The following is a 26,525-nucleotide window of genomic DNA, read 5'->3' as shown; positions in this document are numbered from 1 at the left end:
GGGTCCTTGCCGGAGAAGGCGCCGCCGCCGTGGCGGGCAGTGCCGCCATAGGTATCGACGATGATCTTGCGCCCGGTCAGGCCGCAGTCGCCCACCGGACCGCCGATCACGAACTTGCCGGTGGGGTTGATGTGGTACTTGGTGGTCGCGGTCAGCCACTCGGCGGGGATCACCTGCTCGATGATCTCGCGGCGCACCATCTTGCGCAGCTCCTCCTGGTCGATCTCCGGGTCGTGCTGGGTGGAGAGCACCACGGCATCCACGGCGCAGGGCTTGCCCGCCTCGTCGTAGCGGAAGGTCAGCTGGCTCTTGGCGTCGGGACGCAGCCAGGGCAGCAGGCCGTGCTTGCGCAGCTCGGCCTGGCGCTCCACCAGCCGGTGCGCGTAGTGGATCGGCGCCGGCATGTAGGAGTCGGTCTCGTTGGTGGCGTAGCCGAACATCAGGCCCTGGTCGCCGGCGCCCTGGTCCTCGGGTATGTTGCGGTCGACCCCCTGGGCGATATCCACGCTCTGCTTGCCGATCAGGTTGAGCACGCCGCAGGTCATGCCGTCGAAGCCGACGTCCGAGGAGGTGTAGCCGATGCCGGTGATCACCTCGCGCACCAGCGCCTCCAGATCGACCCAGGCCGAGGTGGTGATCTCGCCGGCGACGATGGCCACGCCGGTCTTGACCAGCGTCTCGCAGGCCACCCGTGCGTTCTTGTCCCGGGCGATGATGGCATCGAGCACCGCGTCGGAAATCTGGTCCGCGATCTTGTCCGGATGTCCCTCGGACACGGATTCGGAGGTGAACAGGGAGTATTCGCTCATGGCGTCCTCGGCCCTCTTTATGTCGGCAATAGGCAGTCGCGGAGTCTACACGCTGCGGGGCCCCCGGGCATCCGTGATTTGATGCAGGGCGGCAAGTCGGCGACAATAAGCGCCCGAATTTGACTGCGCCGCCCCGTCCCGCGGCGTTACCCAGCCAGAAGCCACGTCCGGCCGCTCCCCCTGGCCCGACCGTGTCGTGGCCTTCATTCTGCCGCAGGCGAGGAGCTTCCCATGCCGTCCCGTTTCGAACTGGCCAATGCCATACGTGCCCTGTCCATGGACGCCGTCCAGAAGGCCAATTCCGGCCATCCCGGCGCGCCCATGGGCATGGCCGATATCGCCGAGGTGCTGTGGAACGACTATCTCGTCCACAACCCGGCCGACCCGCAGTGGCCCAATCGGGACCGTTTCGTGCTCTCCAACGGCCACGGCTCGATGCTGCTCTACTCGCTGCTGCACCTGACCGGCTACGAGCTGGGCCTCGAGGAGCTGCAGAACTTCCGCCAGCTGCACGCCAAGACCGCCGGCCACCCGGAGTACGGCTACGCGCCGGGCATCGAGACCACCACCGGCCCGCTGGGCCAGGGGCTGGCCAACGCCGTGGGCATGGCACTCGCCGAGCGCACCCTGGCGGCGCAGTTCAACCGCCCCGGCCACAGCGTCGTCGATCACCACACCTGGTGCTTCGTCGGTGACGGCTGCCTGATGGAAGGCATCTCCCACGAGGTCGCCTCATTGGCCGGCACCCAGGGCCTGGGCAAGCTGATCACCTTCTATGACGACAACGGCATCTCCATCGACGGCGAGGTCGAAGGCTGGTTCACCGACGATACCGCCAAGCGCTTCGAGGCCTACGGCTGGCACGTGGTGCCCAACGTCGACGGCCACAAGCCCGAGGAGATCAAGGCCGCCATCGAGCTCGCCAGGAGCCACGACGACAAGCCGAGCCTGATCATCTGCAAGACCATCATCGGCTTCGGCGCGCCCAACAAGCAGGGCAAGGAAGAGTGCCACGGCGCGGCACTGGGCGATGAGGAAGTGGCCGCCGCCCGCCAGCAGCTCGACTGGCCCCACGCCCCCTTCCACGTGCCCGAGGAGATCTACCAGGGCTGGGACGCCACCGAGCGTGGCCAGAGCCGCCAGGCCGACTGGGACGAGCGCTTCGCGCGCTACGCCGAGGCCTTCCCCGAGGAGGCCCGTGAGCTGCAGCGCCGCCTCAAGGGCGAGCTGCCGGCGGCGCTGACCAGCGAGGCGATGGTCGAGGAGGCACAGGCCAAGGGCGAGAGCGTCGCCAGCCGCAAGGCGTCACTCGCCTGCCTCAACGAGCTCGGCCCCCAACTGCCGGAACTGCTCGGCGGCAGCGCCGACCTCGCCCCCTCCAACCTGACCTTCTGGAAGGGCGCCCAGGCGATCAGCCCGGCCGAGCCCGGCGGCAATTACCTGCACTACGGCGTGCGCGAGTTCGGCATGGCCGCGATCATGAACGGCATCGCCCTGCACGGCGGCTTCGTGCCCTATGGGGCGACCTTCCTGATCTTCTCGGAGTACATGCGCAACGCCGTGCGCATGGCCGCGCTGATGAACCAGCAGGCGATCCACGTCTTCACCCACGACTCCATCGGCCTGGGCGAGGATGGCCCGACCCACCAGCCGATCGAGCAGCTGACCGCCCTGCGCTCCACGCCCAACCTCGCCACCTGGCGCCCCTGCGACGCCGTGGAGACCGCCGCGGCCTGGAACGCGGCCCTCAAGCGCCGCTCCGGCCCCACCGCGCTGATCTTCTCCCGCCAGGGCCTGCCCCACCAGGCGCGCAGCAAGCAGCAGCTGGCCGATATCCAGCGCGGCGGCTACATCCTTAAGGACAGCGAAGGCACCCCCGAGCTGATCCTGATCGCCACCGGCTCCGAGATCGGCCTGGCCATGGACGCCGCCGCCCGGCTAGAGGCCGAGGGTCGCGCGGTGCGCGTGGTCTCCATGCCCTCCACCGACGCCTTCGATCGCCAGGACGCCGCCTACCGCCAGCAGGTGCTGCCGGCGGAGGTGGGCAACCGCATCGCCGTCGAGGCCGGCCACCGCGACTTCTGGTACAAGTACGTGGGCCTCGAGGGTCGCATCCTCGGCATGGACACCTTCGGCGAGTCCGCGCCGGCCGGCGATCTCTTCAAGCACTTCGGCTTCACCGTGGATAACCTGGTGAACGAGGCCGAGCAGCTGCTGGACGACGCCGAGGACTGAGCGCGGCGCCAGCGCAGTAAAGAAGCATGACGAAAGGGCACGGCACACGCCGTGCCCTTTTTCGTGGGCCGTTCATCGAGCCTGAGAGCGGATGCCAGGCCCCTTCAGGCTGGCGCCCTCAGGCGAGGGTGACGGCCTCGTCCAGGTAGACGTCCTGGATGGCGTTGAGCAGCGCGATGCCCTCGGCGGTGGATGTCTGGAACGCCTTGCGCCCGGAGATCAGCCCCATGCCACCGGCCCGCTTATTGATCACCGCGGTGCGCACCGCCTCGCCGAGGTCGGAGGCGCCCTTGGAGCCGCCGCCGGAGTTGATCAGCCCGGCACGCCCCAGGTAGCAGTTGGCCACCTGGTAGCGGGCCAGATCGATGGGATGATCCGAGGCCAGGTCGCTGTAGACCCGCTCGTGGGTATGCCCGAAGCCGATCTCCCGGTAGCCGGCGTTGGTCTCGGGCAGCTTCTGCTTGACGATGTCCGCCTTGAGCGTGGCGGCCAGGTGGTTGGCCTGGCCGGTGAGGTCGGCGGCCAGGTGGTAGTCGGTGCCCTCGTGCTTGAAGGCCGGGTTGCGCAGGTAGGCCCACAGCACGGTAACCAGGCCCAGCTGGTGGGCGCGCTCGAAGGCCTCGCTGACCTCCTGGATCTGGCGTCGACTCTCGTGAGAGCCGAAGTAGATGGTCGCCCCCACCGCCACGCAGCCCATCTCGAAGGCCTGATCGACCTGGGCGAACGGCGTCTGGTCGTAGATCGCCGGGTAGCTCAGCGTCTCGTTATGGTTGAGCTTGAGGATCATCGGGATCCGGTGGGCATAGCGGCGCGCCACCGAGGCGAGCCCGCCGAGGGTCGAGGCCACGGCGTTGCAGCCGCCCTCGATGGCCAGCTCGACGATGTTGGCCGGGTCGAAGTAGCGCGGGTTGGGCGCGAAGGAGGCCCCCGCTGAGTGCTCGATGCCCTGATCCACCGGCAGGATGCTGAGGTAGCCGGTACCGGCCAGGCGACCGTGGTCGAACAGCGCCTGCATGTTGCGCAGCACGTGGGGGCGACGGTCGCCCTGGGCCATCACCCGGTCGATGAAGTCCGGGCCAGGAGGGTGGATCGTCTCGGCGGGCACGCCGCGGCAGACGTGCCCCAGCAGGTCGTCGGCCTCGTCGCCGAGCAGTCGGGTGATATCGCTCATGGTGTTCCTCTCCTTGGTGCTGGAAGTCGCCATTCCCAGCGTAGCGGAAGACCCCGACGCCAGGAGGCCGCGGCGGACCGTCGCAGGCCTCGAGCCGCCAGATGAATCCATATCAGCAAAAATGCACAATAGCTCGCCGCGGCACCTTTTTTTGCTGCCGCCTCGGCGACTCTTCACGCTTCCCTTCAAGAGAGGACCTGCCATGCCCGCACTGCGCGGCTTCCTGTGGCTGCTGGGCTTCCTGCTGCTCGGCGAGACCCTGGTCACCCTCACCTGCCTGCCGGTCTCCGCCGGGGTGGTCGGCCTGCTGCTGCTGACCGCCTGGCTGCGGCTCCACGGCGGGGGCCTTGCCGATATCGCCGCGGCCGCCCAGCCACTGATCGCGGTGCTGGCGCTGCTGATCATGCCCGGGGTGGTCGGCGCCTTCTTCATCCTCGATGCGCTCGAGGGACAGTGGACGGCGATCCTCGCCGCCCTGATCGGCGGCACCCTGCTCAGCGTGCTGACGACCCTCTGGCTGATGCGCCGCCTGATGGGCGCCCCGGACGAGAACGCCTCCCCATGACGGCGCTGCTCGATCACCTGCTCACCACCCCGATCCTGGCCATCGCCCTGACGCTCGCCGCCCACGTCGCCGGCGCCCGGCTGCTCAAGGCCCTCGGCGCTCCCGCCTGGTGCCCGTCGATCCTCGCCGCCGCGCTGCTGCTCGCCGGCGTGCTCGCCCTGCTCTCCATCGACTATGCGGACTATCGCCGCGGCGCCGCCTGGCTGATGCTGCTGCTGGGGCCAGCCACGGTGGCGCTCGGCCTGCCGCTGCATCAGCAGATGCCGCGGATCATCGCCCTGTGGCGCCCGCTGCTGGCCTGCCTGCCGGTGGCAGTAATCCTCGCCGCGGCCTATGCCGTGGGCATCGCCTGGTGGCTCGGCGCCCCGCCCGAGACTCTCGCCGCGCTGGCCCCCAAGTCGGTCACCGCGCCCATCGCGCTGGGCATCAACGCTCAGATCGGCGGGCCGGTCTCGCTGATGATGGGCGGCCTGCTGATCACCGGGGTGGCGGCCGTCATCTTCGTGAGCCTGGTGGCCCGACTGCTCGGCATCCGCGACGAGCGCATCATCGGTCTCGCCCTGGGGCTCAACGGCCACGCCATCGGCACGGTGCGCGCCTTCGAGATCGGCCCGGTCGCCGGCGCCTTCGCCTCGCTGGGCATGAGCCTGACCGGCATCCTGAGCGCGCTCTTCCTGCCGCTGGCCTGGCGCTTGCTGGGCGCCTGAGCGCCGCGCGACCTGCATAGCAGACGCTCGGGGGCCAGATGCGCTAGAATCGCCGTTTCTGTTTCCCGGCTTCGGAGTCCCGCGTCCCCTCATGGCCCTTCGCATCGCCATCAACGGTTACGGCCGCATCGGCCAGTGCGTGCTGCGCGCCCTGATCGAGGGAGAGGCGGCCCGCCACGACGGGCCGGCCCTGGAGGTCGTGGCGATCAACGAGCTCTCCGATCTCGCCACCATCGCCTACCTGAGCCGCTACGACACCACCCACGGCCGCTTCCCGGGCAGCATCGAGGTCGACGGCGATCGGCTGGTGGTCAACGGCCAGCCCATCCGCGTGCTCTGCGAGCCCGACCCGACGCGGCTGCCCTGGGCCGAGCTCGGCATCGACCTGGTGCTGGAGTGTTCCGGCAGCTTCAAGGATCGCGCCACCGCCGAGGCCCACCTGGCCTCCGGCGCCGGGCGGCTGCTGTTCTCCCAGCCCGCCGAGAGCGACGTCGACGCCACCATCGTCACCGGCATCAACGACGCCGACCTGACGGCCGCGTGCCGCATCGTCTCGGCGGCCTCCTGCACCACCAACTGCCTGGTGCCGGTGCTGACCGTGCTCGACGAGGCGCTGGGCATCGAGCACGGCGTCACCACCACCATCCACTCGGCGATGAACGACCAGCCGGTGATCGACGCCTACCACCAGACCGACCTGCGCCTGACCCGCTCGGCGATGCACTCCATCGTGCCGGTCGACACGGGCCTGGCCCGCGGCATCAACCGCCTGATGCCCCACCTGGCGGGACGCTTCGAGTGCCTGCACGTGCGGGTGCCGACGATCAACGTCTCGACCATGGACCTGTCGATCTGCGTGCGCCGCGACACCTCGGCCGAAGCGGTCAACGCTCTGCTGCGCGAGGCGAGCCGCGGGCGGCTCTCGGGGCTGCTCGGCTACACCGAGGAGCCGGTCGCCTCGGTCGACTTCAACCACGATCCGCGCTCCGGTATCGTGGACGCCACCCAGACCCGAGTGGCCGGCGGCCGCCTGATCAAGCTGCTGTGCTGGTTCGACAACGAGTGGGGCTTCGCCAGCCGCATGCTCGACGTCACCCGGCGGCTGGCCCGCCTTCCCCCGGCCCCGACCGGTTCCCCCGACAGATGACATCCCTTCGGCTTTTCCAGACGAGGAACCCGCTTCCATGAACGTGCGCAAGATGACCGACCTCGACCTCAGCGGCCAGCGGGTGCTGATCCGCGAGGACCTGAACGTGCCCGTCAAGCACGGCAAGGTGACCAGCGACGCCCGCCTGCGGGCCAGCCTGCCGACCATCCAGGCGGCGCTCGAGGCCGGCGCCCGAGTGATGCTGATGAGCCACCTGGGTCGCCCCACCGAGGGCGAGCCCGCCGAGGAGTTCTCCCTGGGCCCGGTGGCCGATCACCTGGGCGAGCTGCTGGGTCGCCCGATGCGCCTGGTCGCGGCCTACCTGGACGGCGAGGTCGAGGTGGCCGACGGCGAGGTGGTGCTGCTCGAGAACGTGCGCTTCAACCGCGGCGAGAAGCAGGATGACGAGGCCCTGGCCAAGCGCTACGCCGCGCTGTGCGACGTCTTCGTGATGGACGCCTTCGGCACCGCCCATCGCGCCCAGGCCTCCACCCACGGCGTGGCGCGCTTCGCGCCGACCGCCTGCGCCGGCCCGCTGCTGGCCGCCGAGCTCGACGCCCTGGAGAAGGCGCTGGCCTCGCCGAAGCGGCCGATGGCCGCGATCGTCGGCGGCTCCAAGGTCTCCACCAAGCTCGAGGTGCTCAACGCCCTCTCCGAAAAGTGCGACCAGCTGATCGTCGGCGGCGGCATCGCCAACACCTTCATCGCCGCGGCCGGCTACAACGTCGGCAAGTCGCTGCACGAGGCCGACCTGATCGAGGCGGCCAAGGCGCTGATGGAGAAGGTCGAGATCCCGCTGCCCACCGACGTGGTGGTGGCCACCGAGTTCTCCGACTCCGCCTCCGCGGTGGTCAAGCCCGTCGACCAGGTGAGCGATGACGAGATGATCCTCGACATCGGCCCCGAGACCGCCGGACGCCTGGGCGGCCTGCTCAAGGACGCCGGCACCATCCTCTGGAACGGCCCGGTCGGCGTGTTCGAGATCGACCAGTTCGGCCACGGCACCGAAGCGCTGTCGCGGGCCATCGCCGAGAGCCACGGCTTCTCCATCGCCGGCGGCGGCGACACCCTCGCGGCCATCGACAAGTACGGCATCGAGGACCGCGTCTCCTACATCTCCACCGGCGGCGGCGCCTTCCTCGAGTACGTGGAGGGCAAGACCCTGCCCGCGGTGGCCGCCCTGGAAGACGCCGCCGCCCGCTGAGGCGCCGGCAGCCCCGATTTCCCAGCCGGCGCGGCCGTCACGGCCGCGCCGACACGACCCGACAGACCACAGGAGCCCCCATGGCACTGATCAGCATGCGCCAGATGCTGGACCACGCCGCCGAATACGGTTACGGCGTGCCGGCCTTCAACGTCAACAACCTCGAGCAGATGCGCGCCATCATGGAAGCCGCCGACGAGACCGACTCGCCGGTGATCGTCCAGGCCTCCGCGGGCGCCCGCAAGTACGCCGGCGCCCCCTTCCTGCGCCACCTGATCCTGGCTGCCGTCGAGGAGTTCCCGCACATCCCGGTGGTCATGCACCAGGACCACGGCACCAGCCCCGCGGTGTGCCAGCGCTCCATCCAGCTGGGTTTCTCCTCGGTGATGATGGACGGCTCGCTCAAGGAAGACGGCAAGACCCCGGCCGACTACGCCTACAACGTCGACGTCACCCGTCGCACCGTCGAGATGGCGCACGCCTGCGGCGTCTCCGTCGAGGGTGAGCTGGGTTGCCTGGGCAGCCTCGAGACCGGCATGGCCGGCGAGGAAGACGGCGTGGGCGCCGAGGGCAAGCTCGACATGGAGCAGCTGCTCACCGACCCGGAAGAGGCCGCCGAGTTCGTCAAGGCGACCCAGGTGGACGCCCTGGCCATCGCCATCGGCACCAGCCACGGCGCCTACAAGTTCACCCAGCCGCCCACCGGCGACACCCTCTCCATCCAGCGCATCAAGGAGATCCACGCCCGCATCCCCGAGACCCACCTGGTGATGCACGGCTCCTCCTCGGTGCCCCAGGAGTGGCTGGCGATCATCAACGAGTTCGGCGGCGCCATCCCCGAGACCTACGGCGTGCCGGTCGAGGAGATCGTCGAGGGCATCAAGCACGGCGTGCGCAAGGTCAACATCGACACCGACCTGCGCCTGGCCTCCACCGGCGCGGTGCGTCGCTTCCTGGCCGAGAACCCGGCCGAGTTCGACCCGCGCAAGTTCCTCAAGGCCAGCACCGCGGCCATGAAGGAGGTCTGCAAGGCCCGCTACGAGGCCTTCGGCACCGCCGGCAACGCCAGCAAGATCAAGCCGATCAACCTCGAGGAGATGTTCCTGCGCTACGAGCGCGGCGAACTCGATCCGCGGGTGAAGTGATCGCGACGGAGTGATCGAAAAAGGGGCGGCCAAGGGGCCGCCCCTGTCGTTTCCGGTGTCGGTGACGCCCTCAGCGCAGGCGGCCGACCCGCACCAGCCCCGCCTCGTCCGCGCGCACTACGATGATCTCCCCGGAGCCGACGCCGCCGCCCACCAGCGCGGTGATGTTCACCTGATGGGTGACCAGCAGCAGGTTGCCCTCGCCGTTCCAGCCGCGAATCAGGGCGCGAGTCGAGGCGGTCTGGCGCTCGGCCGTCGCGCGATCGCGAAAGAAGGAGTCCAGCGCCGGGGTGGGGATGACGTCGCCAAGCCCGAGCAGCCGGGCGGTCTCGAGGCAGCGGCACCAGCGGCTGGAGCGCACCTCACCGATCTCGATCCCCCGTTCGCGAAACCGCGCACCGATCCGACGCGCCTGCTCACGCCCGGCATCCGACAGGTTGCGCTGGGTCGCACAGTCGCCCAGGCGGAAGTCGGCCGGATCCCCGATGCCGGGGGCCAGGGCGTGACGCATCAGCGCGACATGGCCGCCTCGGGCAAGCGCCGCCAAGGCGGTATCATCGCCGTCCTGCGCATTGGCCATGGCCGGATGAGCGGCGATCAAGGCGAGGAGTACCACCCGCAGGAGCACCCGCCTCAGCAGGGGCAGCCGCGACGGCATCGGGTGAGCTGAGTGCATATTGACCTCGTGGGCGATTCGCGAAGACCGACAGCGCGGTGACTCGTTCAGACTAGCCCATCGAGTATCGACCGCCGGTGGGAATAACCCTGACCTGGCGGGGTATCCCACGTTACGCTCGTGATGCTCAACGCCGAGGAGCCTTCCATGGACAGCACACCACGCTTGCCACACCCAACGGCCAGAGTCGGGAAGCCTATCCCATGACCTCACTGCTCAACGACCTGTCCCTGGCCGCCGCCTTTTCGCTGTTCGCCGGCTGCGCGCTGGTGATCGGCGTGGTGGGCACTCGGCTGACCGGCATCGTCGATGACCTGGCGGATCGCACCGGCCTGGGCGAGGCCATCGCCGGCACCCTGCTGCTGGGCATGGCCACCTCGCTGTCGGGGCTGATGGTTTCGGCCTCGGCGGCCCTGGCCGACCGCCCGACCCTGGCGATGAGCAATGCGCTCGGCGGCATCGCCGTGCAGACGCTGTTTCTGACCGTCGCCGACATCACCCATCGGCGCGCCAACCTGGAGCATGCCGCCGCCTCGCTTGGCAACCTGATGCAGGGGGGGCTGCTGCTGTGCCTGCTGTCGCTGGTGCTGGTCGGTCGCTTCGCCCCCGAGTGGACCCTCTGGCAGGTGCATCCCGTCACCCCGCTGCTGCTGCTCGTCTACCTGTTCGGCCTGCGCCTGGTGAGCCTCAGCCGCGACAACCCCATGTGGCGACCCGCTCAGACCCGCGACACCGAACCCGACGTGCCCGATGAAGAGGCCATGGGCCGCTCGGCGACGCGCCTGTGGCTCGCCTTCGCGGGGCTCGCGGCGCTGCTCGGCGTGAGCGGCTGGCTGCTGGAGCGCTGCGCGGCGGTGATCGCCGAACAGACCGGCCTCGGCCAATCGGTGGTGGGGGCGCTGATGACCGCGGTGGTCACCTCGCTGCCGGAGCTGGTCACCTCGATCGCGGCGGTGCGACGCGGCGCCTTGACTCTCGCCGTGGCGGGGATCATCGGCGGCAACGCCTTCGACACCCTGTTCGTGGCGGCCTCGGACATCGCCTACCGCGGCGGTTCGATCTATCACGCCATTCCCGACGCGGTCTCGCTGTGGGTCGCCCTGGCGATGCTGATGACCGCCATCCTGATGGTCGGAATGCTGCATCGCGAGCGCCAGGGCCCGGCGCGCATCGGCTTCGAGAGCGTCGGCATCATCGCCTGCTACCTGGCCGGGGCGCTCACGCTGCTGCTGGCGCCCTGAGGGGCCAGGCGCCCCGTGGGAGCCTGCTACTGTCGCCTCCCCGGCCGGTGCTCGCACGGCGGATGCTCGCAGGGCCGGTCATGGCGAAGGCCGACGACCGGACTAGGAGTGAGCGCCGCGACGCCGCCGACGCGCATCGAGCCAGGCGAACAGATAGCCGCGCGGCTCATCGACGCCGGTGACGACATAGTGAAGCGTATAGGGGTTATGCAGGGTCGCCTGGAGCATCGACTCCGACCAGGGGGTACCGCAGAGAAGGATCTCGTCGTCGACACGCAGCGGAAAATCCGCATCCGGCAACATGATCGACTCGCCGTCCCGGTGAACGGCCAGCGCCTCACACGCCAGTCGTGCCGGGAACGCACGCGCATCGCAGCACAGCGGCCCCAGGGCCAGGCTCCCCCCTTCCTCCAGATAGTCGACCACCGCCGGTGCTTGGCTCGGGACCAGCCTGATCGACCACAGGTGCGGGGGCTCTTCGCCCACGGCCGCCTTGAGCCTTGCCACCAGGGCGCGCGTCTGGGCCGGTTCGCGCCCTGCGAGCCAGTCGATCAGTTCCTGCACCAGGGGCGAAATCAACAGTTTCAGGATCCGGCGCGCCGTAGTCAGGCTGTGCTGGAGGACGAGGTCGGCCCGAGCGGCATCGAACGCGACCTGATTCTCGTGACTGTTCTGGCGCACGATGCGAAACGCCTGGGGGTTGAGCTCGGTGACCGAGAGCAGCGTGCTGAGGTTGTCGGCATCGCGATTCGTCGCGGCGATGACCCCGGCGGCGTCATCGATCCCCGCGGTCATCAGGGCCGCATGATCGGCATGCGCACGGACGATGGCCGTCCCCTCTTCGACCTGGTTGGCGTCCACCTCCGGGTCGATGATGCAGACGTCGAGGCCGTGAGCCTGGAGGTTGCGATGGATCCAGCGGCCCATTCGCCCGTACCCGCAGAGGATCCAATTGCCCCGCGGCACCTGAACCGGCGCGCCCAGCTCGACGCCGCGCGTCCCCACGAACCAGGCATTGAGGTTATGCAGCTCGGAGCGCGCGATCGCCCGGGAGACGAGCTGGGCAAAGATCTCGAACGGATCGACGACCGTGACATTGTCCAGCGCCCGCAGATTGGCCTCGTGGCGTGCCGAGGTCGAACGGCAGATGACCCGCAGCCGCGGATTGAGGTGGCGCGCCATCACCGCGATCTTGAGGTTGACGTCGTCATCGTTGGTCAGCGCGACCAGGGCTCGGCAGGCCGGGTGCTCCACCCCCGCGGCCAGCAAGTGCTTCGGCGCGCTGGCATCCGCGTGCAGGCCCGGCATCGGGACCGTGTAGTCGCGCACGCCCAGGGCCTTGATGCGCTCGGGGTCGGCATCGAGGATCACCGCGCGCATCCGGTGGTCGCTCAGGCCCCGGGCCAGCAGGCTGCCGGCATCGCCGAACCCGCAGAGGATGACGAAGGGTTCCGCGTTGCTCTTGACCTTGCGGGCGAACCGGAAGCCGTCCATGGCCTGGATGAAATGGGGATTCTGCACCAGCTGAATCAGCGAGCCGATCGCATAGAACCAGGCGATGACGCCGGTATAGAGGCAGAAGATCGTCCACAGCCGCTGCTCCTCGCTGAAGCCGTTCGGCAGCTCGCCGAACCCGGTGGTGGTCGCCGTGTAGGTGAAGAAGTAGAAGGCATGGAAGAGGTTCATGTGGGTCGTCTCGCCCTCGACGACCTTTCCCGGCATCAGGGCCATGCCCATGATGCCCACCGAATAGACGAACAGCAGCACGAACAGCGGCCGGCGCATGTAGCGCAGCACGATCATCGCCACGCGGTCGAGATCGGAGGTCGGCGTCACGGGGTCAGTCCTCCCTGTGCCTGTTCCGGATGGCGGCGGCCACGCTGAACTCAGCCACGCATGACGTCAGCGCCGCGAGAGCAGCGTATCGCCGACCAGGATCACCGTCGCGATGATGTTCGCGACCAGCGCCCCCATGGCGATCGAGACGATATCGGCCATGTCGCCCGGCCCCGGCCCGCTGCCGCCCTCGGGGTCGGCGACGATCCAGACGATGCGCGCCGTGATCAGCAGCAGGCCGGCCACCAGGCCAGACGCCAGCAGCAAGGCCCCGGTCTGGGAGCGGTCCCCCAGTTTCAAGCCGATGGCGACCAGGTTGACGATGATGGTGAAGGTGAGGATCCAGACATTATGATGGGCGGCCGTCTCGACGCCCCCCGCCACGAAGGCGGCGTTGAGGCTCAGGGTGAGAATGACGAAAAAACCAAAGACGACGCGTTCGAGATTCATGAACCTGCTCCTGACCGGGGCGCGCCGTCAGTATAGGCATGAATTCTCATATACCGCGACCGTCGGCGGTGGGGGTCGAGCCGAGGCACGGTGAGGTCCTGGCGCCGACCGGCTCCCGAGATTCAAGAACACTGTTCACAAAATGCGAAAACTGGGCTTTACTGTTGGGCAGGACGTTCCGATATCTGTAACAATAACGTTATGACTTTTTGACTTCCCATGAGGCCCGGTGATGGCACGCCCCCTCTGCCTGCTCTTCGATTGTGACGGCACCCTGGTCGACAGCGAACCGCTGCTCGCCAGCGAGATGTCCTCGAGCCTCACCGAGGCCGGCCTGCCGTTTCGTCCCAGCGACTACATGGGAGAGTTTCGCGGCGCCCGCTTTCGCCGTATCGTCGCTGCGCTGGAGCAGCGCTACGGCAGCGTCGACCCCGAGCGGCTCGATGCCCTAGAGGCCCGCATGCGCGCCAACCTCAATCGGCGCCTGGCCAGTGAACTGATCGCCATCGACGGCGCCGCCGAGGCGCTGGCCGCCCTGACCGGCCACCCCATGGGCGTGGTCTCCAACGGCCCGGAGAACAAGATCCGTACCTCGCTTGACGCCACCGGCCTCTCCGCGGTGTTCGGCGACCGCCTGTTCAGCGCCTATACCGCCCAGTGCTGGAAGCCCGACCCCTGTCTCTTTCATCATGCCGCCAGCCGGATGGGCTTCGCCTCGGAGGACTGCGTGGTGATCGACGACGCCATGGTCGGCGTGCGCGGCGCCCTGGCCGCCGGCATGACGGTGATCCATCTCAACCGCTTCCCCGACGTGGAAGAGACCCCCGCCGGGGCGATCATGATCAGCAACATGTTCCAGCTGCCCACGGTCATCGCCCATCTGGAAACGAGCCGCGCTCTGGCCGCCCACGCCTGAGCGCCGTGCCTCTGGTCACCATGCCTGTCCACACCGCCTGTCCACCCCCCCTGATCACGCCTGCCATCCACTACCCTTTATCCACAATCTGCTATCCACAGCCTGCTGTGCATGGCATGTCTTGCATGGGCTGTGGATAGTCTGGCGGATGCAGCCCGCCGCCGGGATGGCTATCATCGCAGCGACACACGCAATCGCGAGGAGGCCCCATGGCATCCCTTAAGGAGCAGCTCGGTGGGCTGGTCTATTCCACCGAACACGGCGATACCTGCCCGGAGTGCCGCCGCCCCCTGGCCGAGTGCGCCTGTGCCGAGCAGGCCGAACAGCGGCGCCTGGCCGAGCTCGACGGCACGGTGCGCATTCGTCGCGAGACCAGCGGCCGCAAGGGCAAGGGCGTGACCACCCTGGAGGGCATCCCGCTACCGGCCGACGAGCTCAAGACCCTGGCCAAAGCGCTCAAGAAACGCTGCGGCACGGGCGGTGCCGTCAAGGAGGGGATCATCGAGATCCAGGGCGACCAGCGCGAGGTGCTCAAGGCCGAGCTCGAGCAGCGCGGCTACCGGGTCAAGCTGGCCGGCGGCTGAACGAGGCCCCGGGGGCTGAGTCCAGCGCCTCGCACAGGCCCACCAGGGCGTCGGCGGAGGCGGCCACCTTCAGGGCATAGAGGTCGTCGGCGCGGGTACGGCCCAGGTTGAGGCAGGCGATGGGCCGCCCCTCCTTGGCCGCGGCCCGAGCGAAGCGGAACCCGGAGAAGACCATCAGCGACGAGCCCACCACCAGCAGGGCATCGCTCTCGCCGAGCAGGGTGAAGGCGGCCTCCACGGTGTCGCGCGGCACGCTGTCGCCGAAGAACACCACGTCGGGCTTGTAGATGCCGTCGCCGCAGCGCGTGCAGCCGGGCACCCGGAAATCGGTGAAGTCTGCCTCGAGGTCGGCGTCGCCATCGGGCCCCGCCCGGGCGCCGACCTCCCGCCAGTGGGGATTGCGCTCGGCCAGTTCGGCGTGCAGGTCGTGGCGCATGCGTTGGGCGCCGCAGCCCATGCAGCGTACCCGATCGGCCCGGCCGTGCAGGTCGATCACCCGCCGCGAGCCGGCCCGCTGGTGCAGGCCGTCGACGTTCTGGGTGATCACGCCGTTCACGTGGCCCAGCGCCTCGAGCCGGGCCAGCGCCGCGTGGGCCACGTTGGGGGTTGCCTCCTGCAGGGCGCGAAAGCCGATCAGCGCCCGCGCCCAGTAGCGCTGGCGGGCCGCGTGACTGCCCATGAACGCCTGGTGCTGCATCGGCGGGGGACGCTTCCAGTCGCCGTGATCGTCGCGGTAGTCGGGAATGCCGCTGGCCGTGCTGATGCCGGCGCCCGTGAGCACGGCCAGCCGCGGATGCCGGCGAACGAAGGCCGCCAGGGCCTCGAGGTCATGGTCGCTGCCTGCCACGCTGCTCTGTCTCACGCTGCCTTGTCTCTCGCTGCGATGTTTCACGTCTGCCTCCTCGCGCCCACGTCCCGTGCCTCGCCGACCACGCCGAAGTGAGCATGGCCCCCCGGGGGGCAGGTTGTCTAGAATGGAGCTTCTCCCTCAGGGCAAGGACACCCGATGGCCTGGCTGGAATACCTGCTGCCGCTTATCTTCCTGTTTCCGCTGGCGGCCACCGCCGTCATCGTGCTGGCGCTGCGCAACCTGCACGATGCCCGAGTGCACTCGCCCTTCGACGCCCATCCGCTGAAGGAGCCCGGCCAGAGCCTGCGCGACCGCCTCGATCGCGCCTTTGCCGGTCTGTTCCTCGACGGCGCCCTGGGCCCCATCGTCATCCTGGCTCCGCTGGTCTACGGCATGGGCCGCATGCTCTTCGCCGACCAGCAGAACTGGATCGAGTGGGCGCTCTACGGCGCCTTGAGCACCGTGCTGGTGCTGGTGTTCTGCTTGCTGCTGATCCGCGATTTCCAGCGCATCCGCCGACTCAAGCTGGGGCTGGCCTGCGAGCTCGCCGTGGGTCAGGAGCTCGAGCGGCTGATCCGCCCCGAGGGCCATCCCTACTTCGTGTTCCACGACGTGCCGGGCGACGGCCGGTCCCTCGATCACGTGGCGGTCACCCCCCACGGCATCTTCGTGGTCGAGACTCGCGCCCGCCCGCCGGCCCTCTCACCCGGCGGCCAGGAGGACAACCGCGTCGTCGTCGAGGCGACGCGGCTGCGTTTCCCCGGCTGGAGCGAGCGGGCGCCGATGCACAGGACGCGCGAGGCCGCGCGCTGGCTGGCGACCTGGCTGGAGCGCCAGGTGGGCGAGGCGGTGCCGGTCAAGGGGGTGCTGGCCCTGCCCGGCTGGCGGGTCGAGGAGGCGGGCGCGACGGATGATCTGCTGGTGGTCAACGGCGAGGATCTGGCGCGGCGCCTCAGCGAGAGCTCGCAGGGCGAGATCGACACCGCCCTGCACGACGCTGCCATCGTCGCCCTGCGTCAGCGCACCAGCCTGGCGAGCCCGCCTCCCGCGGCCTGATAGCCCCAGACGAGCCATCGATCCATCGCCGGTCGCCCGTTCACTCGAACCGGGCGATGCGCACCCGCGTCGCGCAGCGGCCGCGCGGCTGGCGCACCAGGCTCTCGGCCGCCGGGAAGCTCGCCAGCCGGTCGGCCGCGATGCCGATCCGCACCTCGGTGAGCAGCCGGTTGCCCCGTCCGGCGCAGGAGAGCTTCAGCGTCCGCCCGGTGCCCTCACCGAAGGCCGCCTCGAAGGCATCGATCAGCGCGTTGCGCGCCACCTCACCGCCCTGGTTCAGCGTCACGAAGGCGCCGAAGGCGCTCTCGTTGACCGCCTCGACCAGGGCCACCGAGGCCGCGAAGTAGGCGGCCTCGGGCAGCGCCAGGCAGGCGGCATGCTTGGCGTACTGGTAGCGATCCAGGCAGCTGGCGCGCCCCGGCATCGCCGCCTCGAGGCGCCGTGAAAGCCCCGCCGGCAGGTCCAGCGGCGGATGGGCGCGACAGAAGCCGCCATCGGCGCGGGGCGTCTCGAGAAAGCAGCCGTCGCGCCACCAGCGGCGCCGATCGACGCCCCGCTCGGCGAAGCGCTCGGGCAGCGAGGGCCACAGGCCGTGCAGCACGAAGCCGCGATCGGCGCCCTCGGCAAGGGCCGGCTCGCGACACTCCCGCGGCGGACGTGAGCGGCTCGCGCAGAAGCCGGGGTGCCAGGTCAGCGCCAGGGTGTAGTGCTCGAAGCCCTCGGCCGAAAGCCCTGTGAGCGCGGCGTTTTGCTCTTCAACCGAGGCCGGTGCGCCCGACGCATGAGCGCCGGACACCGCCGCGACGCCGACCAGCAGTGCCAGCGCCAGCCCCCTCCCTAGATGACGCCAGCCTCCCATGCTCAGTCCCCCCTCAGCCGGCCGCCCATCTCCTGGGCCAGGTCCACCGCGTAGTGGTCGGTCATGCCGCCGATGAAGTCGAGCATGCGCCGGTAGCTGTCATACAGGCTCCAGGAGGAGCGCGGGGTGTTCTCACCGATCAGCGCCAGCACCCGCTGGTGCTTGAAGGTGGAGCGGCCCTGGTAGTGCAGCTCGTGGGCGGCGCCGATAAAGGCCTCCAGCAGGATGCCTAGGGTGGTGTAGGCGCCGATCTCCAGCTTGGCCTTGCGCTCGTTCTGGAAGATCCGCTTGCGGGCCAGCTGCTTGGCCGCCTTTACCCCCCAGCCGAGGTCCGGATGGCAGAGCTCCAGAAGATCGTCCTGGAGGCGCCCGCCCAGAAGCTCCGTCTCGTGCTGCACGAAGACCGCGCCGACGTCGCTCACCGCGCGCTCCATGGCGGCCCCGCGCAGGGCGGCGATGCGCCGGCGCTGGGAGACGCCGCTCTGCTGCATCTCGGCGTAGTCCGGCGGCACGCCGCCGGCGATCTGGGTGAGGATCTCGGCCACCTCGTCGAAGCCGAGGATGCCCATCTCCAGGCCGTCCTCGAGGTCGAGCAGCGCGTAGCAGATGTCGTCGGCCGCCTCGACCAGCCAGGCCAGCGGGTGGCGACACCAGCGATCCTGGCCGCGGGGCAGCAGGCCGAGCCGGTCGGCCACCTCCTCGAGCAGTGCGCGTTCGCTCTGGTAGCAGCCGAACTTGCCGGCCGCCCCGCCGTGCTCGACGGTCCAGGGATACTTGAGCAGGGTACCCAGCGTCGCGGTGGTCAGGCGCATGCCGCCGCGGAACTGGTTGTACTCGATCTGGGTGACGATGCGAAAGCCCTGGGCGTTGCCCTCGTAGGTGAGCAGGTCCTCGCGCTCGCGCGCCGACAGCCCGTCGAGCAGCCCGCTGCCATCGACCTCGGCGCGGGCGAACCAGTCGCGGATGGCGTACTCGCCGGCGTGGCCGAAGGGCGGGTTGCCGATGTCGTGCCCGAGGCACGCCGCCTGGACGATCACCCCCAGATCGGCCGGGGTGATCCAGGCCGGCAGGCGCTCACTGAGGCGCTCACCGACGATCATGCCGAGCGAGCGCCCCACGCAGCCCACCTCCAGCGAATGCGTCAGGCGGGTGTGGATATGGTCGTTATCGGTCAGCGGGTGCACTTGAGTCTTGCGCCCCAGGCGGCGGAAGGAGCCGGCGAAGACGATCCGGTCGTGATCCTTGTGGAAGGGGCTGCGGCCGATCTCGCCGCGCCCGTTCCCGGGGCGCGCGCCGCGACGGTCGTGCAGCCGCCCCGGATCGAGCAGCCGCTCCCAGCTCATCTGCGTCATGGGCAATCTCTCCTTGGAGGTTCCATTCTGGCACCGGGATGCGCGAGATTGCCATCGCCGCGCCGCGGGCTTGCAGGATAGCGACGCTCGATCGCCATATCGTTTCGCCGACTAACAAATTTCCATAGAATCGCCTGCATACGCCGTGCCTTTCAGTAAAAACACCAGATAAAAGCGAGTCAGGCCACAGGGTCGCCTGACATCACACGACTCGGCACGGTCCGTGACGCCACCAACACCTCACAAGGCAGACGATCCATGTCCTCAACCTCCGATGCCCCCGACGCGACGTCCCGACGGGATCACGGCTTCTTCGGCCACCCCCGCCCGCTGGGGTCGCTGTTCTTCACCGAGATGTGGGAGCGCTTCTCCTACTACGGCATTCGCCCGCTGCTGGTGCTGTTCATGGCCGCCGGCCTCGCCGAGGGCGGCCTGGGCTTCAGCCGCGAGGACGCCGCGGCCATCGTCGGCATCTACGCCGGCGCTATCTATCTCTCGGCCCTGCCCGGCGGCTGGCTGGCCGACAACTGGCTCGGCCAGCGCCGCGCCGTCTGGTACGGCTCGATCCTGATCGCCCTGGGCCACCTGGCCATCGCCCTCTCGGCGCTGTGGGGCGCCACCGCCTTCTTCGTCGGCCTGCTGCTGATCGTGCTGGGCTCGGGGCTGTTCAAGACCTGCATCACCGTGATGGTGGGTAGCCTCTACGACGAGGGCGATGCGCGCCGCGACGGCGGCTTCGCGATCTTCTACATGGGCATCAACCTGGGCGCCCTGCTGGCCCCGCTGATGACCGGGCTGCTGATCGAGAGCGGCGGCTGGCACTGGGGCTTCGGCATCGGCGGGCTGGGCATGCTGGCCGCGCTGCTGATCTTCCGCCTCTGGGCGATTCCCGCCATGCGCCGCGCCGACCGCCAGCAGGGCCGCGACTCCAGCTGGGACGCCCCGGCCGTACGGCGCCGCGGCGTGGGCCTGGCGGTCTCGGGACTGTCGATCCTCGCCGCCGCCCTGGTGAGCCTCGCGGCCGTCGGAATGATCCAGCTGGAGCCGGTGGCGATCGCCGAGGCCATGACCAGCGTGATCATCGTCTGCGCCCTGGGCTTCTTCGTCTACCTGATGGCCTTCGCCGGCCTCGACGCCCGCGAGCGCGCCCGGGTGGTGGTGGCCTTCCTGCTGATCGTCGCCTCGGCCTTCTTCTGGGCCTCCTTCGAGCAGCAGCCCACCTCCTACAACCTCTTCGCCAACGACTACACCGACCGCGCGCTGTTCGGCGGCTGGGAGGTCCCCACGGTCTGGTTCCAGTCGCTCAACGCCGTCTTCATCATCCTGCTCGGCCCGCTGTTCGGCTGGCTGTGGCCGCTGCTGGGCCGCCGCGGCCTGGAGCCGAGTAGCGCCACCAAGTTCGTGATGGGCCTGCTGTTCGCCGCCGCCGGCTTCGGCCTGATGATGCTCGCCGCGCGCCAGGTGATCAGCGGCGACGGCCTGGTCTCGCCGCTGTGGATCACCGGAAGCCTGCTGCTTCTGACCCTCGGCGAGATGTGCCTGAGCCCGGTGGGCCTCTCCACCATGAGCACCCTGGCACCGCAGCGCATCCGTGGGCAGCTGATGGGCCTGTGGTTCACCTCGCTGGCGCTGGGCAACCTGGTGGCCGGCCTGATCGGCGGCAACGTCAGCGCCGACAAGCTCGCCGAGCTGCCGGCGCTGTTCGGCCGCTCGGCGGTGGCACTGGTACTCTGTGCCCTGGTGCTGGCGCTGCTGACGCCGCTGATCGGCCGCATGCTCAAGGGCAGCCAGCGCGATGCCATTGCCTCCTCTCCCTCTTCTTCCACCACCGGAGCCTGACATGAGCCACGCCCCCTCGAACCCCGCGGACCGTCTCGCCGCCCTGCGCGACGCCATGCGCGAGAACGCCATCGACGCCTGGTGGCTGCCCTCTTCCGACCCCCACAACTCCGAGTACCTGCCAGAGCACTGGGCCGGCCGCGCCTGGCTCTCCGGCTTCGACGGCTCGGTGGGCACCCTGGTGATCACCCAGGACGCCGCCGGCGTCTGGGTCGACAGCCGCTACTGGGTGCAGGCCGAGGAGCAGCTGGCGGGCAGCGGCATCGCGCTGATGAAGCTCCAGCCCGGCCAGGCCGAGGCACCCATGCGCTGGCTGGCCGAGCGCCTCGACGAGGGCGCGACCCTGGGCTTCGACGCCGACGTGGTGTCGCTCGCCAACGCGCGGCGGCTCGAGGAGGCGCTCGCGCCCAAGGGCATCCGCCTGCGCGGCGATCGGGACCTGCTCGACGCCGTCTGGCCCGAGCGCCCGGCACTGCCCGAGGCGCCGCTCTATGCCCATCCGGCGGCCTACCTCGACGAGAGCCGCGCCGAGCGCCTGGCCCGGGTGCGCGCGTCCATGGCCGAGCACGGCGCCGACTGGCACCCCATCTCGACCCTGGACGACATCGCCTGGCTGACCCAGCTGCGCGGCGACGACGTCGCGTTCAACCCGGTGTTCCTGGCCCACCTGCTGGTGGGCACCGAGACGGCCACCCTGTTCGTCGCCCCGGGCAAGCTGAATGAGGAGCTGACCGCGGCGCTGGCCGCCGACGGCATCGCGGTGGCGGACTACGCCGACTGGCAGCCTCGCCTCAATGCGCTGCCCGGTGAGGCCCGCGTGCTGCTCGACCCGGCCAAACTGACCCTGGGCACTCGCCAGGCGCTGCCGGCGGGCGTGACCCTGGTGGAAGCCAGCCAGCCCAGCACCCTGGCCAAGAGCCGCAAGAGCGACGCCGATCTCGCCCACGTGCGCGAGGCCATGGCGGAAGACGGCGCCGCGCTGTGCGAGTTCTTCGCCTGGCTGGAGGCGGCCATCGAGCGCGGCGAGACGGTCACCGAGCTGACCGTGGACGAGAAGCTGACCGCCGCCCGCGCCCGGCGCCCCGGCTTCGTCAGCCGCAGCTTCTCCACCATCGCCGCCTTCAACGCCAACGGCGCCCTGCCGCACTACCACGCCACCCCGGCGGCCCACGCCACCATCGCGGGCAACGGCCTGCTGCTGATCGACTCCGGCGGCCAGTACCACGGCGGCACCACCGACATCACCCGGGTGGTACCGGTGGGCGAGATCTCCGATCTTCAGCGCGAGGACTACACTCGGGTGCTCAAGGGCACCATCGCCTTGTCCCGGGCGCACTTCCCGCGGGGCATCCCCTCGCCGCACCTGGACGCCATCGCCCGGGCGCCGCTGTGGGTCAGCGGCCGCGACTACGGCCACGGCACTGGCCACGGCGTGGGCTACTTCCTGAACGTGCACGAGGGGCCCCAGGTGATCGCCTGGTCGGCGCCGGCGGCGGCGCACACCGCCATGCAGCCGGGCATGATCACCTCCATCGAGCCGGGCGTGTATCGCCCGGGCGAGTGGGGCATCCGAATCGAGAACCTGGTCGCCAACCGCCCCGCCGGGGAGAGCGACTTTGGCGACTTCCTGCGCTTCGAGACGCTGACGCTGTGCCCCATCGACACCCGGCCCATCGACGTCGCACTGCTCGAGGCCGCCGAGGCCGACTGGCTCGACGCCTACCACGCCGAAGTGCGTGAACGCCTCGCGCCCAGGCTCGAGGGCGACGCCCTGGCCTGGCTCGAGGCGCGCACCCGGCCGCTCGCGCGCGGCTGATCGCGCACCGCTCCCGCGGGGCGAGGCTCGACAAAAGGGGCGCCGGCATGCCGGCGCCCCTTTTTGATGCAGGCTGTTCTCTCGCTCCTAGCCGCACGTCCTCCGCCAGCATCGGCGGCTTCGTGCCTTAATCCTCCGCCGGCACCAGCAGCAAGATATTGAGCTTGCCGGCCCTTCAAGAAAGAGGGCATTGCGCCCCCAGCCCAGTAGTTCCGCGGCCTCGCCGATCGTGTGGGGAGCGCCCGCCGCCGTGCTTGAGCGCGGTCTCGATCAGGAGGCGCTCGTGAGCTCTGGGAAGCGGCACCGCTTCCTCATTCTCCTTCGGCCAGCGCCGGCAGCAGGGTCTTGAGCTTGCGGGTCAAGGTGTTGCGCCCCCAGCCCAAGAGCTCGGCGGCCTCGCCCTTGCGACCGCCGGTATGCTTGAGGGCGGTCTCGATCAGGATGCGCTCGAAGTCCGGCACCGCCTCCTCGAGCAGGTGGGTATGGCCGTCGCTCAGCGCGCGGTCGGCCCAGTCGCGGAAGGCGGTGCGCCAGTCGCCGACGCTGCCCTCGGTGGCGCCGGGCTCGCGCAGCTCCGGCGGCAGGTCCTCGACCAGCACCTCGCGGCCGGAGGCCATCACGGTCAGCCAGCGGCAGGTGTTCTCGAGCTGGCGGACGTTGCCCGGCCAGGGCAGCCGGGTGATATGGGCCTCGGCCTCGGGGGTGAGCACCTTGATGTCGGTGGCGAGCTCCTTGGCCGCCTCGGAGAGGAAGTGGCGCGCCAGCCGCGGAATGTCCTCGCGGCGCTGGGACAGGGTGGGCAGGTGCACGCGAATCACGTTGAGGCGATGGAACAGATCCTCTCGGAAGCGCCCGTCCTCCACCAGGGTCTCGAGGTTCTGGTGGGTGGCGGCGATGATGCGCACATCCACCTTCACCGAGGTGTGGCCGCCTACCCGATAGAACTCGCCGTCGGCCAGCACCCGCAGCAGGCGGGTCTGGGTCTCGGCCGGCATGTCGCCGATCTCGTCGAGGAACAGGGTGCCGCCGTTGGCCTGCTCGAAGCGCCCCTGGCGCTGGGCCGTGGCGCCGGTGAAGGCGCCCTTCTCGTGGCCGAACAGCTCCGACTCGATCAGGTCCCTGGGAATCGCCGCCATGTTCAGGGCGATGAAGGGCTTGCCGGCTCGTGGGCTGTGCTGGTGCAGGGCACGGGCGACGCGCTCCTTGCCGGTGCCCGACTCGCCGTTGATCAGCACCGTGATGTGCGAGTGCGACAGCCGACCGATGGCGCGAAACACCTCCTGCATGGCCGGCGCCTCGCCGATGATCTCGGCATCCAGCCCCTCGGGCACGCTGACCGGGCGCTTGCGCTCGCGAGCATGGGCCACCGCCCGGCGCACCAGGGCCAGCGCCTCGTCGACGTCGAAGGGTTTGGGCAGGTACTCGAAGGCGCCGCCCTGATAGGAGGCCACGGCGCTGTCGAGGTCGGAGTGGGCGGTCATCACGATCACCGGCAGCTCCGGGTGGGCCTCGCGCACCCGGGCCATCAGGTCCAGGCCGTCGAGCCCCGGCATGCGGATATCGGTGACCAGCACCTCGGGCGGGTCCTCGAGCAGGCGCTCGAGGGCGTGATCGGCACGATCAAGGGTCTCCACCTCGAGATCGGGCTGGGCCAGGGCGCGCTCCAGCACCCAGCGAATGGCGCGGTCGTCGTCGACGACCACGACGCGGGCGACATCAGTCATGGCGCTTCTCCAGCGGAATCAGCAGTCGGAATTGGGTGTGGCCGGGGACCGAATCGCACTCGATCAGCCCCTGGTGCTGATGCAGGATCGACTGGGCGATCGAGAGTCCCAGGCCGCTGCCCTCGGCGCGACCGGAGACCATGGGGTAGAAGAGCGTCTCGCGCAGCGAGTCGGGGATCCCCGGGCCGTTGTCGATGATCGCCACCTCGCAGACCAGGCGATGGCGTTCGGCGCCCAGGGTGAACTGGCGGCGGGCACGGGTCCGCAGCCTGAGCCGCGGCGAGGCGGTACCGGCCTCGGTCATCGCCTCCACGGCGTTGCGCGCCACATTGAGCAGGGCTTGGATCATCTGTGCCTCGTCGCCGGAGAGCTCCGGCAGACTGGGATCGTAGTCGCGCTCGATCCACACGGCCGGGTGTTCGACGATCAGCAGCGCGCGGACCCGCTCGAGCACCTTATGAATGTTGAGCGGCTCATGACGCACCATCCGGTTGGGCCCCAGCATCGAATCGACGAGGTCGCGCAGCCGATCGACCTCCTCAATGATGATGCGGGTGAACTCCTTGAGGCCGGGATCGGCGAGATCCCGCTCCAGCAGCTGGGCCGCCCCGCGGATCCCGCCCAGGGGATTCTTGACCTCGTGGGCCAGACCGCGGGCCAGCACCTTGATGGTCTCCTGGCGGGTCTGCAGCGCCTCCTCGCGGGAGATCCTCAAGAGCCGGTCGCGGGGCTCCACCTCGAGCAGCAACTCGTCGGCGCCGAGCGGCGACACCGTGTAGTCGACGGTCAGGACCTCGCCGGTGGTCAGCGTCAGGCGCGCCTCGCGCTGGGTGAAGGGATGGAATTCGTCTCGGGCCTTGGCCAGCAGCCCGCCGATATCCTCCTCCCCATCAATCAGGGATGGCAGGGGCTGGCCCTTGAGGCGGCTCAAGCTGATCGCCAGCAGCGCCTCCGCGGCCGGGTTCATCCAGCGCAGGCGCAGCTCGCCATCGAGCAGCAGCACCGCGGTGGTGAGATGTTCCATCAAGCGTCGATACATGAAGCCGTCCTGCCCGATCCGGTTAGCGCCTTCCGGAGAAGCGCCGTGAGCCTGCATGGGAGAAGACCTGCAAGAAGCGCGCCACCTCATGAGACGGCTGGCGGCGCCTTTCCGGGGCAGGACCGCCCCATCTTGGCGCACCACTTTAGTGCATCAGGCCATCGAACGCCCGTTTACGTGCCACTGTTTAGGTGAATCCCAGGGATGCCATCGTGTCTCGCGCCCGGGCGGGCCGATCGATCAGGGCACGTCGTGGGGCGAGAGCGGGCGGTGCAAACGCCGATCGATCGAGAAGCGCTCGCGCGTCGAGGGATCGCGCCGGTGATGCGGGGACGGCGGATAGTGGGGCAAGGGATGCCGGTACGGCGGGTAATGGGGCTTGGGGCCATGAATCGGCGGATAATGGGGAGGGTGAAAGGCGGGATTGTCCCTTCGCCCGTCACGCAGCCGGTCGAGGTGCTCGAAGGCGCGTCCCTCCTTCACCCGGTCGGCGTGCTCGAAGGCATCGAAGCGGCCCTCGTCGCGGGGCGGGGGCTCGCGACAGGGCCGGTAGGTGCCGTCCGGACACGGCGGCCGATGTGTCCGGCGAGGGGCGAGCTAACCGCTCGGGTTATTGGGGTTGCTGGGCAGGTTGACGCTGGCCCGCTGCACGTAGAGGGTCACCGGCGAGCTGCGATGGCGCACCGCCCCACCACCGTCCAGCAGCTCGGCCTGCAGCACGTGCTCACCGCGCGCGAGGTTGTTGAGCAGGAAGGTATCGGTGTGCATGGCCGACTGGCTGACGCGCCCATCCACCAGCAGGCGCACCCGGTGGTCCTCGCGCAGCGCCGGCTGGATGCCCAGGTTCACCTGAACGTTACCCGCCGCGCCGGTGGGCAGGGTCTCTTCCTGGTCGGGCGAGAGGATGCCGAAGCGATCGTAGGGCATGAACGGCTGCCCCGGCGCTGCCGTGTCGGGCTCGTCCCGTCCGCCCTGGGCCACCGGCGCCATGCTCGTCGCCTCGCCGGGACTCGGCACCACGGTGAGCGAGTCGAGCGTCACCTCCTCGCCGCCGCCCTCGGGATTGTCGGTGAACACCGTATTGCCCTGGGCGTCGGTGGTGCGGTAGATGGTCTGGGCGTGAGCCGCCAGGCTCAACGACAGCCCCAGCGCCACCACTGCCAGTGCCTTGTTCATGCGCCGATTCCTGCGTGATCGATGAATTTCCCTTTATGATGACAGACTAGCGCAGAAGCGACCGCCCAAGGAACGCGGATGGCGCTCCCCGGGCCGACCGATCCGCTCCGGTGAAGACGTCATGCCGT

The 26,525-nt window shown here is 69.5% G+C and carries 23 protein-coding genes; 12 read left to right on the top strand and 11 right to left on the bottom strand.

From position 1 onward, the window contains the following. The coding region (metK, locus tag BM388_RS02055) for a methionine adenosyltransferase (protein ID WP_089846664.1) at positions 1-809 on the bottom strand (809 nt) is incomplete at its 3' end. Between the two features lie 231 nt (positions 810-1,040). Between metK and tkt the strand changes: the two genes are divergently transcribed. Beyond that, the gene (gene tkt, locus BM388_RS02050; protein WP_089846662.1) at positions 1,041-3,044 is read left to right on the top strand and encodes a transketolase; all 2,004 of its coding nucleotides are present in this window, start codon (positions 1,041-1,043) and stop codon (positions 3,042-3,044) included. 118 nt (positions 3,045-3,162) lie between these two features. Here the strand turns inward: tkt and BM388_RS02045 are convergent, their stop codons facing one another. Next, complete coding sequence (locus BM388_RS02045; protein ID WP_089846660.1) at positions 3,163-4,215, bottom strand: class I fructose-bisphosphate aldolase; 1,053 nt, start codon at positions 4,213-4,215, stop codon at positions 3,163-3,165. A 202-nt stretch (positions 4,216-4,417) separates the two neighbouring features. On the opposite strand from BM388_RS02045, the gene BM388_RS02040 reads away from it, so the two are divergent. The 5 genes from BM388_RS02040 (at position 4,418) to fba (ending at position 8,983) form a co-directional block, all read left to right on the top strand. Beyond that, positions 4,418-4,780 carry a CidA/LrgA family protein gene (locus BM388_RS02040; RefSeq protein ID WP_089846658.1) on the top strand — a complete coding sequence of 121 codons (363 nt, stop codon included), beginning with the start codon at positions 4,418-4,420 and terminating at the stop codon, positions 4,778-4,780. Further along, entirely contained in the window at positions 4,777-5,487 is a 711-nt protein-coding gene (locus BM388_RS02035) for an LrgB family protein (RefSeq protein ID WP_089846656.1), read from the top strand. The genes BM388_RS02040 and BM388_RS02035 overlap by 4 nt, the downstream gene beginning before the upstream one ends. Positions 5,488-5,578: 91 nt before the next feature. Beyond that, entirely contained in the window at positions 5,579-6,634 is a 1,056-nt protein-coding gene (locus BM388_RS02030; RefSeq protein WP_089846653.1) for a type I glyceraldehyde-3-phosphate dehydrogenase, read from the top strand. A 37-nt stretch (positions 6,635-6,671) separates the two neighbouring features. After that, positions 6,672-7,838: a phosphoglycerate kinase gene (locus BM388_RS02025; RefSeq protein ID WP_089846651.1), complete on the top strand. Its 1,167-nt coding sequence runs from the start codon at positions 6,672-6,674 to the stop codon at positions 7,836-7,838. Between the two features lie 80 nt (positions 7,839-7,918). Beyond that, a complete protein-coding gene (gene fba, locus BM388_RS02020; RefSeq protein ID WP_089846649.1) occupies positions 7,919-8,983 on the top strand; it encodes a class II fructose-bisphosphate aldolase in 1,065 nt (354 codons plus the stop codon). Positions 8,984-9,053: 70 nt separating this feature from the next. Here fba and BM388_RS02015 read toward each other — a convergent pair whose 3' ends face one another. Then, positions 9,054-9,659 (bottom strand): histidine phosphatase family protein, encoded by a 606-nt coding sequence (locus BM388_RS02015; protein ID WP_245781434.1) that lies wholly within the window; start codon positions 9,657-9,659, stop codon positions 9,054-9,056. A gap of 203 nt (positions 9,660-9,862) precedes the next feature. Here BM388_RS02015 and BM388_RS02010 point away from each other — a divergent pair, with 203 nt between their 5' ends. Continuing rightward, entirely contained in the window at positions 9,863-10,900 is a 1,038-nt protein-coding gene (locus tag BM388_RS02010; protein ID WP_089846645.1) for a sodium:calcium antiporter, read from the top strand. 102 nt (positions 10,901-11,002) lie between these two features. Here BM388_RS02010 and BM388_RS02005 read toward each other — a convergent pair whose 3' ends face one another. Both BM388_RS02005 and BM388_RS02000 read right to left on the bottom strand, forming a co-directional pair. Continuing rightward, positions 11,003-12,736 (bottom strand): potassium channel family protein, encoded by a 1,734-nt coding sequence (locus tag BM388_RS02005; protein WP_089846643.1) that lies wholly within the window; start codon positions 12,734-12,736, stop codon positions 11,003-11,005. A 66-nt stretch (positions 12,737-12,802) separates the two neighbouring features. Further along, complete coding sequence (locus BM388_RS02000; RefSeq protein ID WP_089846641.1) at positions 12,803-13,186, bottom strand: DUF6394 family protein; 384 nt, start codon at positions 13,184-13,186, stop codon at positions 12,803-12,805. A gap of 232 nt (positions 13,187-13,418) precedes the next feature. Here BM388_RS02000 and BM388_RS01995 point away from each other — a divergent pair, with 232 nt between their 5' ends. Together BM388_RS01995 and BM388_RS01990 are read left to right on the top strand one after the other, a co-directional pair. After that, positions 13,419-14,102: an HAD family hydrolase gene (locus BM388_RS01995; RefSeq protein ID WP_089846640.1), complete on the top strand. Its 684-nt coding sequence runs from the start codon at positions 13,419-13,421 to the stop codon at positions 14,100-14,102. Positions 14,103-14,311: 209 nt separating this feature from the next. Further along, positions 14,312-14,686 (top strand): translation initiation factor Sui1, encoded by a 375-nt coding sequence (locus tag BM388_RS01990; RefSeq protein ID WP_089846638.1) that lies wholly within the window; start codon positions 14,312-14,314, stop codon positions 14,684-14,686. On the opposite strand, the gene BM388_RS01985 is transcribed toward BM388_RS01990, so the two are convergent. Continuing rightward, positions 14,667-15,548: an NAD-dependent protein deacetylase gene (locus BM388_RS01985; RefSeq protein ID WP_089846702.1), complete on the bottom strand. Its 882-nt coding sequence runs from the start codon at positions 15,546-15,548 to the stop codon at positions 14,667-14,669. The two genes, BM388_RS01990 and BM388_RS01985, sit on opposite strands and share 20 nt — an antisense overlap. 144 nt (positions 15,549-15,692) lie before the next feature. Between BM388_RS01985 and BM388_RS01980 the strand changes: the two genes are divergently transcribed. Next, positions 15,693-16,592: a nuclease-related domain-containing protein gene (locus tag BM388_RS01980; protein ID WP_089846636.1), complete on the top strand. Its 900-nt coding sequence runs from the start codon at positions 15,693-15,695 to the stop codon at positions 16,590-16,592. Positions 16,593-16,632: 40 nt separating this feature from the next. On the opposite strand, the gene BM388_RS01975 is transcribed toward BM388_RS01980, so the two are convergent. Further along, positions 16,633-17,451 (bottom strand): ribonuclease T2 family protein, encoded by an 819-nt coding sequence (locus tag BM388_RS01975; protein WP_089846634.1) that lies wholly within the window; start codon positions 17,449-17,451, stop codon positions 16,633-16,635. A 2-nt stretch (positions 17,452-17,453) separates the two neighbouring features. Then, a complete protein-coding gene (locus BM388_RS01970; protein ID WP_089846633.1) occupies positions 17,454-18,803 on the bottom strand; it encodes a deoxyguanosinetriphosphate triphosphohydrolase in 1,350 nt (449 codons plus the stop codon). 258 nt (positions 18,804-19,061) lie between these two features. Between BM388_RS01970 and BM388_RS01965 the strand changes: the two genes are divergently transcribed. Beyond that, entirely contained in the window at positions 19,062-20,642 is a 1,581-nt protein-coding gene (locus BM388_RS01965; protein WP_089846631.1) for a peptide MFS transporter, read from the top strand. Between the two features lies 1 nt (position 20,643). Continuing rightward, on the top strand, positions 20,644-22,458 hold the full coding sequence (locus BM388_RS01960; protein ID WP_089846628.1) for an aminopeptidase P family protein: 1,815 nt from the start codon (positions 20,644-20,646) through the stop codon (positions 22,456-22,458). A 311-nt stretch (positions 22,459-22,769) separates the two neighbouring features. Here the strand turns inward: BM388_RS01960 and glnG are convergent, their stop codons facing one another. From glnG to BM388_RS01945, 3 genes are all read right to left on the bottom strand, one after another. Then, entirely contained in the window at positions 22,770-24,182 is a 1,413-nt protein-coding gene (glnG, locus tag BM388_RS01955) for a nitrogen regulation protein NR(I) (RefSeq protein ID WP_089846626.1), read from the bottom strand. After that, on the bottom strand, positions 24,175-25,221 hold the full coding sequence (gene glnL, locus BM388_RS01950; RefSeq protein ID WP_089846624.1) for a nitrogen regulation protein NR(II): 1,047 nt from the start codon (positions 25,219-25,221) through the stop codon (positions 24,175-24,177). Before glnL ends, glnG begins: the two co-directional genes overlap by 8 nt. Before the next feature lie 597 nt (positions 25,222-25,818). Further along, complete coding sequence (locus tag BM388_RS01945; RefSeq protein ID WP_089846623.1) at positions 25,819-26,397, bottom strand: DUF4124 domain-containing protein; 579 nt, start codon at positions 26,395-26,397, stop codon at positions 25,819-25,821. Positions 26,398-26,525 lie beyond the last annotated feature (128 nt).

It is taken from the genome of Halomonas saccharevitans (assembly GCF_900116405.1).
Classification (GTDB): Bacteria; Pseudomonadota; Gammaproteobacteria; order Pseudomonadales; family Halomonadaceae; genus Halomonas; species Halomonas saccharevitans.
Note: the sequence above shows the minus strand (reverse complement) of the source record. Positions and strands in the feature narration are given on the sequence as shown.

Excerpts from the sequence above, each read along its gene's own strand:
- tkt (WP_089846662.1), top strand. The coding sequence starts at position 1,041 with ATGCCGTCCCGTTTCGAACTGGCCAATGCCATACGTGCCCTGTCCATG.
- BM388_RS02045 (WP_089846660.1), bottom strand. The coding sequence starts at position 4,215 with ATGAGCGATATCACCCGACTGCTCGGCGACGAGGCCGACGACCTGCTG.
- BM388_RS02040 (WP_089846658.1), top strand. The coding sequence starts at position 4,418 with ATGCCCGCACTGCGCGGCTTCCTGTGGCTGCTGGGCTTCCTGCTGCTC.
- BM388_RS02035 (WP_089846656.1), top strand. The coding sequence starts at position 4,777 with ATGACGGCGCTGCTCGATCACCTGCTCACCACCCCGATCCTGGCCATC.
- BM388_RS02030 (WP_089846653.1), top strand. The coding sequence starts at position 5,579 with ATGGCCCTTCGCATCGCCATCAACGGTTACGGCCGCATCGGCCAGTGC.
- BM388_RS02025 (WP_089846651.1), top strand. The coding sequence starts at position 6,672 with ATGAACGTGCGCAAGATGACCGACCTCGACCTCAGCGGCCAGCGGGTG.
- fba (WP_089846649.1), top strand. The coding sequence starts at position 7,919 with ATGGCACTGATCAGCATGCGCCAGATGCTGGACCACGCCGCCGAATAC.
- BM388_RS02015 (WP_245781434.1), bottom strand. The coding sequence starts at position 9,659 with ATGCACTCAGCTCACCCGATGCCGTCGCGGCTGCCCCTGCTGAGGCGG.
- BM388_RS02010 (WP_089846645.1), top strand. The coding sequence starts at position 9,863 with ATGACCTCACTGCTCAACGACCTGTCCCTGGCCGCCGCCTTTTCGCTG.
- BM388_RS02000 (WP_089846641.1), bottom strand. The coding sequence starts at position 13,186 with ATGAATCTCGAACGCGTCGTCTTTGGTTTTTTCGTCATTCTCACCCTG.
- BM388_RS01995 (WP_089846640.1), top strand. The coding sequence starts at position 13,419 with ATGGCACGCCCCCTCTGCCTGCTCTTCGATTGTGACGGCACCCTGGTC.
- BM388_RS01990 (WP_089846638.1), top strand. The coding sequence starts at position 14,312 with ATGGCATCCCTTAAGGAGCAGCTCGGTGGGCTGGTCTATTCCACCGAA.
- BM388_RS01980 (WP_089846636.1), top strand. The coding sequence starts at position 15,693 with ATGGCCTGGCTGGAATACCTGCTGCCGCTTATCTTCCTGTTTCCGCTG.
- BM388_RS01975 (WP_089846634.1), bottom strand. The coding sequence starts at position 17,451 with ATGGGAGGCTGGCGTCATCTAGGGAGGGGGCTGGCGCTGGCACTGCTG.
- BM388_RS01970 (WP_089846633.1), bottom strand. The coding sequence starts at position 18,803 with ATGACGCAGATGAGCTGGGAGCGGCTGCTCGATCCGGGGCGGCTGCAC.
- BM388_RS01965 (WP_089846631.1), top strand. The coding sequence starts at position 19,062 with ATGTCCTCAACCTCCGATGCCCCCGACGCGACGTCCCGACGGGATCAC.
- BM388_RS01960 (WP_089846628.1), top strand. The coding sequence starts at position 20,644 with ATGAGCCACGCCCCCTCGAACCCCGCGGACCGTCTCGCCGCCCTGCGC.
- glnG (WP_089846626.1), bottom strand. The coding sequence starts at position 24,182 with ATGACTGATGTCGCCCGCGTCGTGGTCGTCGACGACGACCGCGCCATT.
- glnL (WP_089846624.1), bottom strand. The coding sequence starts at position 25,221 with ATGTATCGACGCTTGATGGAACATCTCACCACCGCGGTGCTGCTGCTC.
- BM388_RS01945 (WP_089846623.1), bottom strand. The coding sequence starts at position 26,397 with ATGAACAAGGCACTGGCAGTGGTGGCGCTGGGGCTGTCGTTGAGCCTG.